Origin of the sequence: Candidatus Methylacidithermus pantelleriae (assembly GCF_905250085.1) — a bacterium.
GTDB lineage: Bacteria > Verrucomicrobiota > Verrucomicrobiia > Methylacidiphilales > Methylacidiphilaceae > Methylacidithermus > Methylacidithermus pantelleriae.
The window spans coordinates 1-9,411 of the sequence record NZ_CAJNOB010000035.1; the positions used below are offsets into that span (position 1 = coordinate 1).

Genomic DNA, 9,411 nt, shown 5'->3' on the forward strand with positions numbered 1-9,411 from the left:
AGTCCTTTCAAGCAAGTACCCTCGGTTGCGGCTTGGCCCCAGTCAATTGCAAAACCCTAAAACAAAGCTTCTTGATCATCTCGGTCCGAGGCACCCTCGATCAGTCCGGATTATAGTCAAATGTGGTGGATTATCTTGGTTAGGCGTCGGTTTGCCTATGATCGGTTGGTAAGGTGACTTCGAGAGCATTGTTGAAGGTTTTCCCCTGGATGACCTTGGGAAGAAGGTCAAATCCAAAGGATACGGTGCCATCGCGTCTGGAGCGCACCTGGGGAGTTCATAGATCCTGGCGAGCATGGTTTTCCAGCCCATAGATCCCTTGGGTGTACCTGTTCGATATCGAATCGTGGCCAACGCGGATTCGATCGGGTTGATGATCCGCATGGAACGCCCGTGTTTTAGAGGCAAATCATCGAAAGTCAGCAGCTTTTCCCTATCCTTGTCCAAGCAATCGATTGCCTCGGGATACCCAGCTCGGTAGGTCCTAAGAAAGGGATCAAGGCCATTGGTGCCTCTGCACGGCTCTCAGGATTCCAGAACCGGCACAAGGCTTCTCTGGGCTTGGGTTGCGCAGGCTCTGGGTAGATGACTCAAGACATCGGCCGCCTTGTGGACTTCCAAGGGGTCGTGACGAGTCCCTGAATAGAATTCGGAGAGAACTGCCCAGAGCCCAGGGGCACCGTCTCCAATTACCAACATTAGGGAAGCGTGCAACCCACGTGCTTTTGGGTTCGAGAAGCATTCCCCGCAACGCTGGGTCGAATCCCGCGCTCTATGCGCTTTTGACCAAGGAATCCTTCTTTCCACGATCGTTGACTTCGACGATCACCAGCTTGCACAACCTTTGATGGTGGGCGCGCGAGCCGCTTTCCCATTTCATCCACCTCGCCTGGGGAGACGTAGGTCTCTTGGGGGCGATCTCTAGAGAGCGAGCCGTCATACTCCTCTTCCCAACAGCGCTTTACCCGGCTTGAAGACTAAGGGAGATACCCTCTTGGTGGCTCGACCCCGACAAAACCTCCAGCGCCTCATGCATTTGACCCGCGCAAATTCCCTTAAACCAAAACCCAAAGCAACGCTGCCTCCTACCGTTATGCCTCTCGAACATACAGCGGAAGAGAGAGAAGAGTGGAAAACCACCGATTCCCCATGCCGGTTTCTTGCCTTAGGAATTCTCACTTCCACAGGACCGATCCCCGTCACAATCTCCTCTGGAGAAGACCATTGCGGACCCACAGGCTGCTTGACCCCGCTCGTACTGAAGATGCGCATAGCAATCCAGGAGCTCCTCGGATCTTCCCTTCAATGCTCTCCTGGATCAAACGCCTAGCCCCCTCTCTCACAAGCTCGGTCAACGGATCAACGATCCCCTTTGCTCTATCGAGCCTAATCCTCCTCTTTTCGTTCATCGTGGCTTATCTCCTTCGATCCTTCAGTTTTCATGAAACTGATTTCAGGCCAGCACGCCACCACGTCCATGTCTTTGCTCCTCCAGCTTCTGCCGTATAGCTCCGACGTGGGGGAGCGCGTCGACAAGCCAACCTCAGCCTCGTCCGGTAAACAACCCGCGGCTGAAATCGCAGAGGCTTTAGGGCAGAGCGCAGAGATGGTTAAGCTTCCCCATGTTGCCAACGTCAAGCGTCTTTATGACCGCCCTAGGCGAAGCCGCGGTCTCACCAATCCAGGCGATCTTTCGACTTGCGTTCACGTTGCCGTGCGCCCGGAGATGAGAGTAAAGACACTCGAAACGATCTCTCAAGCGTGTCCCCAGACCTCCCCAACACAGGCAGGTCGGGCGCATGGAGGCTCCGGGATCGACGTAGTCGAGGAAGGATGGCAGCTGCCGCCACGCCCAGCAGTGCCAACGGTCGCACACACGCGCTTGCGGCCCTTCCTCCGGTTGGGGATGTGCGTGAGGTCTTGCATCCGGATCCTGGCGACCGCCACCTCGATGGCGGCCCCGACGACGCTTTTACTGGCTTTGGGGTTCATGTGCCAAACCGATCGCATCTTTTTGTCGGACTCCTGCCGGAGCTTTTCTCTAGCGCTCTGGCTGCCATTGGAGGGAAAACGATGACGCAGCGCAAGAGAGTAGTCGCGCGTGTCGCGCAACTTTCCGCTGCCAAAGATTTTGCCCGTGCTTATGGGGGCGAGGTTCTTTTGTGCGACCTCTACGCGCAGCACGGAGCCGGATGCCAGAGCGTGGCTATCTTTCCTTTGGACGACGGGGCTCCGATACCATGTCCTGTCGCGAACGACCCATTCCGCTTCCTTTGGCCGACCCGAGGCAGGGATGCGCGTTGGGTACTCGCCCCCCTGCAGCGGGAACTTGATGCGTCCATCGATCGTGGAAAGCAAGACCCTCTCACCCTTAAGCGTATAGGTGCGCTTGTCAAAGTGCATGCTGGTATGGGCAAAGCGGATGGTCGGAACGGGTGGCTCCTTCCTGATGCATGCCCATGCCTTCTTTCCCCTGCAGGACTTGCACACCGTCAAGATGGCATTGCAATCCATCTGAGCACCCAAGGGCGTTGCCTAGTGCAGCAGGGTGTAGGTGCGCCGCTGGTTCAGGGCTATTCTGTTCCAGACGCAATGCTCGGGCACCACAGAAACGACCCGGTTACAAACGTCGGCGTAGGCCAAGGAGAGTGGAGCAGGCGATCTTGCTTCTTCCGCCGTAAGATCCCGTTCGATCGACGCCGTCCCCATCCTAACGTATCGCCTTCGTCGGGTGACATGCTAAGAACCCTCGAGAGAACAGGAGACACTCTTGGAGCTCCCATTGTCAGCCGTGCCGACGGACTACGACGGCGACCACAGCTCGCCGCCCCACAGCCGCTTCTTCCGCGCAACGAAACGGTGGAACCGCCACCTGGCCGTGATGCCCTTGAAGAGCTTAACGGCATCGGCCACGGCGATACCAGGCGGGATGCCCACAAAAAGGTTACTGTCAATCGGCTGGATCTCCTGGGAGATCACAGGTTACCCAGCTTCGGCGTAGATCGCATCCAGTATCGCTCCCGTTTTCCCCAGCCATCCCCCGGTCAACACGTGGCACCTATCCTTCGGAGACCAAACCAGATGATAGACCGTTGGATCGACCCCATTCCGGTGGGTGACCCTCTCGACGATCCACCCCATCCCACACCCCATGGTGCCCTCGGCACAGTCGCCATTGCTCGGGCAACGGAAATCGCGGGGTTCTTTGCGGAGAATCTATGAAGGGCCTGGCCCGGCACATTTTCAATGGAGCGGTGCTAGCTCTTTTTCGAAAGCCTGGCTGGAACTGACTGCTTCAGGAAGAAGATGGGCAGGGATGGAGGAGGTGAACGACTCAGGCCTAGCGTTGGAAGCGTGAAATTTCGCAAGGAGCTTCCATCTCTCCTCGATGAGCCAACCTCTATATGAGGCGATTTATCCTGGCGTGGAAAAGCTCGAGGCTTGGGGTGCCAAGTCGGCGGCGCACCGTTGTACTGTACGCCGGCGACTATGCGATCCTTTGCCGGAATCACGCCAAAGGAGCCTCGAAGCAAACGGAAACGATCATGGTGCGAATCGGGCTTGTCATCAAGGAAAGAAACGACCCGGGCAGGCTCTGGTGCCAAAGGAGAGTTTCGACTTTCTCGGTTACACCCTTGGTCTTTACCACAAGCCCAGCACGGGCCAAAGCTACCCGGCGACAAAACCCTCCACGCAACGGATGAAGGGGCGGTTGCAGAGACTGGGCCAATGGGTCTGCCCGGAAATCCTTGAAAGGGAGGCCACGGACCGGATATTCTTCCTCAATCACCGGTTGCGGGATGGACGAACTACTCCTGTTTTGGATCGGTGAGCTCGAGCCTACCGGGCAGTAGATCGCAACGCTTGGCACCGGCTTCGCCGATGGCTCTGCTGAAAGGATAAAGTACAGGGGCAGGGACGGCCGCAGTTTCCCGACCGGTGTTTACGAGACAAGCTCGCTTCGACCTGTTTCCAAATCTTACCGCAGGAACTGTTGCGGGCATAATCCTCCACGAACGTTGCCCGAAAGCCGAGTGCGGCAAACCCGCACATTCCGTAGGATTCGTCGGGGAGTGGAAACGGACGACGTGGAGAAATCCTGCAGGCAGTGCCGTAAGGAAACCCGCAGCGCCCGCTACGGTTTTTACGTGTGTCGTCCGAGTCCGTCGTTGTACATATCGGTCGCAAGCTATTTCTAGGCACAAACCAAATCTGCAGTTGACATTAGATGGCGCTATCTAAGTCGCCCGGGAGGGATTGGATTGTACCAGTCAGCACATTTTTCGAAGCTTGCTGACGTATCTGTGGACACCTCGGCAAATGGGTCGATGTTGATCGGACGCACGTTGCAATGCTTTCTTTTGCTCAGGCCTCGTAGAAGGTACGAAAAACCAGGGTGTATAGGAGGAATGACACGCCTGTTGTAGTGGCGAAAGGGAAGGCATTATGGGCTTCCATCGTTCGGTGCGGCACACCGGCAGGCAGGCTAATAGAATCAGCTTGACAATGAACAGATAAAAGAAGAACTTAGAACATGAAGATGGAGAATATCATCCGAGTATTAGCCGGCACTCTCGTTCTTCTATCACTGGCTTTGTCTCTCTGGCTGAGTCGCTGGTGGCTTCTTTTGGCCCTTTTTGTCGCTTTGAACCTGATCCAATCCGCCTTTACGGGATTTTGTTTGGCGGAAAAGATTCTCCGGCGGCTTGGGCTTGGTTCAGAAGGAACGTGTTCAGGACAAAGGACCGAAGCGTGTTCTTAGAAGAGAGCTGGTGGCTTCGTGTTGGCGCGCCATCATACCTGTGCATTCCCTTGGCTAGGAGAGACCTTCGGAGGTCGCATGCCAATAAATTTGGGGGATTTGAGTACCCTATCTGGTTTTTTCCGCAAACGGGCTTGTCGAAAACAAACTTCCGATGAATGCCTCCGGACAAAGGCAAGGCGTATCGAGGAATCCTAAGGCAGTGTGAGGGAAAGCCATGTTGTCTTCTATTGGATGGCGTCGATGAAGAGAGCGACCGAAGAAAGGATAGGAGGATTAGAGTAAGAAACCCGACCAGGCCTCACCGGGTAAACTCTTTGTTGAGGAAGAGAGCATGCGAACGATGGCCCTTTAAAAAGAGGACGAAACTCTGCACCTTTTTCAAGGTGCGTGGATCTCGCTGGGGTTACGCAAGGACAATAATCGCAGTGGTGGATCCGCAATGGAACGCCGCGTGAAATGCACGTAACCCTTGCATGGTTAAGGTACGATAGGTTTCCGAGGGACTTGTATGAGCTTAAGGTGCAAGCGGAGCAGATCGCTTCTTCTGGAATAGTCGAGTTGAGTAGAGCAGGACAAAAGCGGAAGTACGGGATTCTGGATCGATCGAGGATGACTGCGCCCGATTGTAGGCGGCCAAGAGCAAGCTGTTTCAGCCACGGAGAACTAGACCATCTACGAGGGGTTCCCAACAGCTAAAACATATAGGCACACCTAAGGCTGTTCATCGGAGCATATCCGAATGAAGTTGAGTGCGTGGGCCAAGCGGCAGGGTGTTTGCTGCAAGACGGCTTAGCGGAACCGGCAGGAAGGGCGTTTGCCCGTTCCCATAGAGCGGTAGCCAACTGGAACGGTGATTGTTCATGCCGAGTGTTCACAACCCGACGAGGTGGCCCTCTACGCGCGGGTGTCCAGTGCGGATCGAAAAGCGGATTGACACGGGCAGTTGGCTTGGGTTCTCCGAGTTGGCTCTCAAGCAAACCGTTGCGGATCGTCAAGGCCGTCAAGGAGGTCAGCTCCGGGATGAACGGGCATCGTAGAGGCCTCATTGGGCAGGTCTGTGATCCGCAGGTTGGCGTCATCCTGGTCGAGTACCGCGACCGGCTGACGCGTTTGGGCTTCGAGTATGGGGAAGCTGCATTGGCCGCACAGAGTCGATCGATCCTCGTGGCGAATCTGGATGACATGGCCACGATCTCGTGTGCTACCTCCATGAGGCCGCTGTTTGGTTGTGTGCCAGGCTTTCCAGGAAGAGATCAGGGCAGGACCGTGCCACGAAGGCGCTCGAAGCGATCGCATGAGCAAGCAGTCTGTTTCTACTTACCAGACGCGGTTGCGCGTGATGCCCGGGCAGGGCGCGTTGCTTTTAACACCTGTGCGGCGCTTTACGGGTGGCTGGGCCGGGCTTTTTCTGGCTAATGCGGGCGGTGTTTCGCTCAACGAGCGTAATCGATCCTTCCTGCCGCGGTTTGGCCGCACCGCCGGAGAGTTCGACGCGATCCGCGCCCGAACTCGAAGGAAAGATCGGCGAAAGGCGGCCTGAGCTCATTGAGGAAGCTAAGGAGCCGATCCGGGAGCGGTAAAGATGATCCGCGGGCCCAAGGAGAAAAAAGCTAGGATCGAACGTTTTGCCCGAGAAAAAGCAGAGGCTTGCCATCCTGCGGACAAAACCCAATACGCACCCGGCCGATCAAGGGTCCCGAGCTGGTGGGTCTATCTCTGGGTTCGCGCCGCCCCTTCCCGTAAAGAGTTTTCCTTGCAAGAAAACGGCTATGCCGATCATACCAATCGGAACAAGCATTGCCAGACGGAACGGAGCAGCCAGTTCTATGTGCTCGGGTCGAAGGACGAGACCGCCGGGAACCACTGCTGCCAAGCCGTAGTCACCCCGGAGGCAGCCGATCGGCTGCCATTGCGGCTGCCGTACAGATTAGGGAGCCCGAGCCAATATCTGGTTCTTGAGGGCTTGCGCTTCGCCTGCCGCTACGAGGCGATTCTCCAGGCCCTCTCCGCCAGCCGGATGGTTACCGCGCCAACCAAGAGGCGGAAACTCGTTCGGAAGCCAAAGGGATCCGCGCTTGAGCTACCGCTTCCTCCGCGACCGGAAGGGGTGGCGGGTGTTGGCGAGCGTTGAGACGCAACCTGTTTTCGTTGGTGACACGCCGCCTTGCCGGAGCGTTGGGCATTGATATGAACGAGGATCGTTTCGCCTTGGCCGAAACGGAGCGCTTCGGTAAGCGCATGAGAATCCGCGCGATCCGATTCAATCTCCGTGGCAAGAACGAGGAGCAGGCCAAAGCGATTTTCGCTCGTGCGTGCAAAGCGATCGCGCGGGCCTAGCGCCGAATCGCGCAAGGTGCTTGTCATCCAACGATGGCATATTGGCAAGAGGAAGCTCCACCACAAGTGGGGGGATCCTCATTCAGGCTCGCTCGTTCTCTCCCTTCGGCTATGCCAAGGCGATCGCGATCCTCACGGCGGCTTTTTTGCTACCAGAGTCGAGGTGATCGAAGTCGACCCGGCCTCCACGCCCGTGATCGGCACGGTCAACGACGCGCGTCGTCATGGCACGAGTTCTTACCAGGGCGCAGCCTCGTGCCTTCGCCCGAAGAAGATTGGGTGTTTCCGAGCGCCCACCCGTGCCAAAGGCAATCGTGAGCACTCGCATTGGCCGTGATGTCACCTTCGCCCTACCCGCGAGGCTTCGAACGAAGCATGTATGGTCGTTTCTATGGTGGGAGTTAGGAAGAGAGTCAAAGTAGCGCATGCAGCGCATGCCCGATCGGGAGGCAAGGGACGGCCTCCCGCGCCTCTGTCCCCGAAAACGCGGAACCGTGCGCGCTACCTTTAGTTTGTCGGTGAAACCCTCGCACGCGAATCGTCGGCAGCGCTGTTCGGCCGGCGTCCCGGACGATCTCCCCTGGTAGGGGAATGGGTGTCTATGGTTTTAGGAACGCTATGGGGCGTGCGGAACTTAGCAAAGAATTTGCTTTGGTAGCTCATAGCCTTGGTAGGGGGCCAGAGACAGTGGTGCTCAGCTGCAGCTTTGCATACGAGAAGGTTTTACGAAAAATGCGCCAAGAATGGAGAAACTTACTTTAGGCAAGCATTTTCATTTTGGATTGTCTTTTCTTCTGGCTCTGCGACAGTGGATTGCGGTCGGGCTCAAGGTGTTTGACGCAGCTCGGAAACAAGTTGTTTGCAGGCGCGCGTAAAGCGATGTACGGGAGGTTTTCTCGTGGTCTTGGAGCCTTCGATTGGATATGCAGAGGCGTAATTATCCTTGGTTTCTTTCTTTTCGTTTTGTGGCAAGGAGTGGGAAGATGGTCTCGGGGCCTTTTGAAGGCTGAACCTATCCAAACCCATCGAGACCAGTCTCTTCGGGGGGGCAGCCGTTCGCTAGAAGCAGGGGCTTTCGAGGGGCGTCCCTCGTCTCGGGAAGAACCAAGGAAGAGAATCGGGTTTTTGGAGGTCTGGCGAAAAGTCGTTTTTCGCTACCCGCAAATGAAAAAAGAACAAGCTCGGCTGGCAGAGGCACTGGCCGAAAAAGCCCTCGCGTGCAGTGGCTATATACCCCGCCTTGGTGCCCGAGTTGGGGCAGTGGGAAGCAATGACCCAGTTGAGGTTTTCATGATGAAACTCAAGGAGCGGGAATTTAGTGCGGGAGACTTCGACATTCATTCGCTCAACTATCCGGGGACTCGGTTCAACGGCTTTGGCGCTCTTCGGGTGGAGCTGCCCATTTTTGATGCCCTTCAAACCGCCCAGGCGGTCGAGTCAGCACGGGAACTTGTTCGATCAGCTCAGTGGCAGGTGCGATGGGCTCGAATGGAGGCTTCCCTGGTGGCAATCAATGCCTATCTGGAACTCTTGGCCGCTGAGGAGTTGGAGAAGGTTGCGGACGAGGCCTTGGCGCTCGCGCAGAAGGATGTGAAGGAAGCATGGGAACTAAAGGAAAAAGGGCTTATCCTGGGGGCTGACTACTATGCGGCTCAATCACTGTTGGCATCATTGGAAGCCGAAAAGAACCATCAAAACGCTCGTCGCCGTGCAGCATCGGCAGTTCTTGCTACCCTGCAGGGTGAACCGGCTAGTTTCGACCTGGGCGCTCAGGGCAAGCTCCAAGAAGGCAGGCCTGAAAGCCGAACGCTTTCCCAATGGCTTCAAGATGCGTGTGTCTACCGCGCCGATCTCGCAGCGCTTTCCGCAATGACTGCTGCACGGAAGGCTGAGGTAGAAAGGCAGAAGGCCACCCTCTTGCCGCGTATTAGCGGCTTTACGGAAACAGAGACCGATAGCAACCGAGTGGACCGGTTTGCCGGGAGTTATACCGTAGGGATCTTAGGAACGATCGATCTGTGGGACCCTTCCCGAGGGCCACGCATTCGGAAAGCCGAGGCAACGCTTGAGGAATCCCGCCAGGAAGAGAAGCGCTTAAAAGACTCCATTCAAGAGTCTGTAAGTCAAACGTATGCGGAATATCAATCTGCTCTTCGCGATTTATCCAATTGGCAAAAAGCTGTAGCCAACGCGGCCATCGCATCGGATCTCACTCAAACTCTCTATCACGAGGGAAAGAAAACAGTAGCGGACGTTGTTCAAATGCGCTTGCAGAAGGAACAAGCTGAAGCCGCTCTTCGAGAAAATCT

The 9,411-nt window shown here is 56.3% G+C and carries 11 protein-coding genes; 7 read left to right on the forward strand and 4 right to left on the reverse strand.

Annotation, left to right across the window (positions count from 1 at the left end):
* Positions 1 to 936: 936 nt before the first annotated feature.
* Complete coding sequence (locus tag KK925_RS08070) at positions 937 to 1,272, reverse strand: hypothetical protein (RefSeq protein WP_174583454.1); 336 nt, start codon at positions 1,270 to 1,272, stop codon at positions 937 to 939.
* A gap of 561 nt (positions 1,273 to 1,833) precedes the next feature.
* Here KK925_RS08070 and KK925_RS11545 point away from each other — a divergent pair.
* Entirely contained in the window at positions 1,834 to 3,222 is a 1,389-nt protein-coding gene (locus tag KK925_RS11545; protein ID WP_236027888.1) for a hypothetical protein, read from the forward strand.
* 286 nt (positions 3,223 to 3,508) lie between these two features.
* Here KK925_RS11545 and KK925_RS08095 read toward each other — a convergent pair whose 3' ends face one another.
* Complete coding sequence (locus tag KK925_RS08095; protein ID WP_174583459.1) at positions 3,509 to 3,790, reverse strand: hypothetical protein; 282 nt, start codon at positions 3,788 to 3,790, stop codon at positions 3,509 to 3,511.
* Between the two features lie 744 nt (positions 3,791 to 4,534).
* On the opposite strand from KK925_RS08095, the gene KK925_RS08100 reads away from it, so the two are divergent.
* The gene (locus KK925_RS08100; protein WP_174583460.1) at positions 4,535 to 4,762 is read left to right on the forward strand and encodes a YgaP-like transmembrane domain; all 228 of its coding nucleotides are present in this window, start codon (positions 4,535 to 4,537) and stop codon (positions 4,760 to 4,762) included.
* A gap of 972 nt (positions 4,763 to 5,734) precedes the next feature.
* Here KK925_RS08100 and KK925_RS08105 read toward each other — a convergent pair.
* Positions 5,735 to 6,061: a hypothetical protein gene (locus tag KK925_RS08105; RefSeq protein ID WP_174583461.1), complete on the reverse strand. Its 327-nt coding sequence runs from the start codon at positions 6,059 to 6,061 to the stop codon at positions 5,735 to 5,737.
* Between KK925_RS08105 and KK925_RS08110 the strand changes: the two genes are divergently transcribed.
* The 3 genes from KK925_RS08110 to KK925_RS08120 are packed head-to-tail and all read left to right on the forward strand — an operon-like array spanning position 6,060 to position 7,102.
* The gene (locus KK925_RS08110) at positions 6,060 to 6,305 is read left to right on the forward strand and encodes a hypothetical protein (protein WP_174583462.1); all 246 of its coding nucleotides are present in this window, start codon (positions 6,060 to 6,062) and stop codon (positions 6,303 to 6,305) included. The two genes, KK925_RS08105 and KK925_RS08110, sit on opposite strands and share 2 nt — an antisense overlap.
* A 42-nt stretch (positions 6,306 to 6,347) precedes the next feature.
* Positions 6,348 to 6,896, forward strand: coding sequence for a hypothetical protein (locus tag KK925_RS08115; RefSeq protein ID WP_174583463.1), 549 nt, complete (start codon positions 6,348 to 6,350; stop codon positions 6,894 to 6,896).
* Complete coding sequence (locus KK925_RS08120; RefSeq protein ID WP_174583464.1) at positions 6,893 to 7,102, forward strand: hypothetical protein; 210 nt, start codon at positions 6,893 to 6,895, stop codon at positions 7,100 to 7,102. Before KK925_RS08115 ends, KK925_RS08120 begins: the two co-directional genes overlap by 4 nt.
* Before the next feature lie 109 nt (positions 7,103 to 7,211).
* On the opposite strand, the gene KK925_RS08125 is transcribed toward KK925_RS08120, so the two are convergent.
* Positions 7,212 to 7,430, reverse strand: a complete 219-nt coding sequence (locus tag KK925_RS08125) for a hypothetical protein (protein ID WP_174583465.1) — start codon at positions 7,428 to 7,430, stop codon at positions 7,212 to 7,214.
* A 415-nt stretch (positions 7,431 to 7,845) separates the two neighbouring features.
* Between KK925_RS08125 and KK925_RS11300 the strand changes: the two genes are divergently transcribed.
* Both KK925_RS11300 and KK925_RS08130 read left to right on the forward strand, forming a co-directional pair.
* A complete protein-coding gene (locus KK925_RS11300; protein WP_268905642.1) occupies positions 7,846 to 7,977 on the forward strand; it encodes a hypothetical protein in 132 nt (43 codons plus the stop codon).
* Between the two features lie 124 nt (positions 7,978 to 8,101).
* The coding region (locus KK925_RS08130) for a TolC family protein (RefSeq protein WP_174583466.1) at positions 8,102 to 9,411 on the forward strand (1,310 nt) is incomplete at its 3' end.

Bases quoted from the DNA above. Each gene is read 5' to 3' on its own strand.
- KK925_RS08070 (WP_174583454.1), bottom strand. From the start codon at position 1,272: ATGCGCATCTTCAGTACGAGCGGGGTCAAGCAGCCTGTGGGTCCGCAA.
- KK925_RS11545 (WP_236027888.1), top strand. From the start codon at position 1,834: ATGGCAGCTGCCGCCACGCCCAGCAGTGCCAACGGTCGCACACACGCG.
- KK925_RS08100 (WP_174583460.1), top strand. From the start codon at position 4,535: ATGAAGATGGAGAATATCATCCGAGTATTAGCCGGCACTCTCGTTCTT.
- KK925_RS08110 (WP_174583462.1), top strand. From the start codon at position 6,060: ATGAGCAAGCAGTCTGTTTCTACTTACCAGACGCGGTTGCGCGTGATG.
- KK925_RS08105 (WP_174583461.1), bottom strand. From the start codon at position 6,061: ATGCGATCGCTTCGAGCGCCTTCGTGGCACGGTCCTGCCCTGATCTCT.
- KK925_RS08115 (WP_174583463.1), top strand. From the start codon at position 6,348: ATGATCCGCGGGCCCAAGGAGAAAAAAGCTAGGATCGAACGTTTTGCC.
- KK925_RS08125 (WP_174583465.1), bottom strand. From the start codon at position 7,430: ATGCGAGTGCTCACGATTGCCTTTGGCACGGGTGGGCGCTCGGAAACA.
- KK925_RS11300 (WP_268905642.1), top strand. From the start codon at position 7,846: ATGGAGAAACTTACTTTAGGCAAGCATTTTCATTTTGGATTGTCTTTT.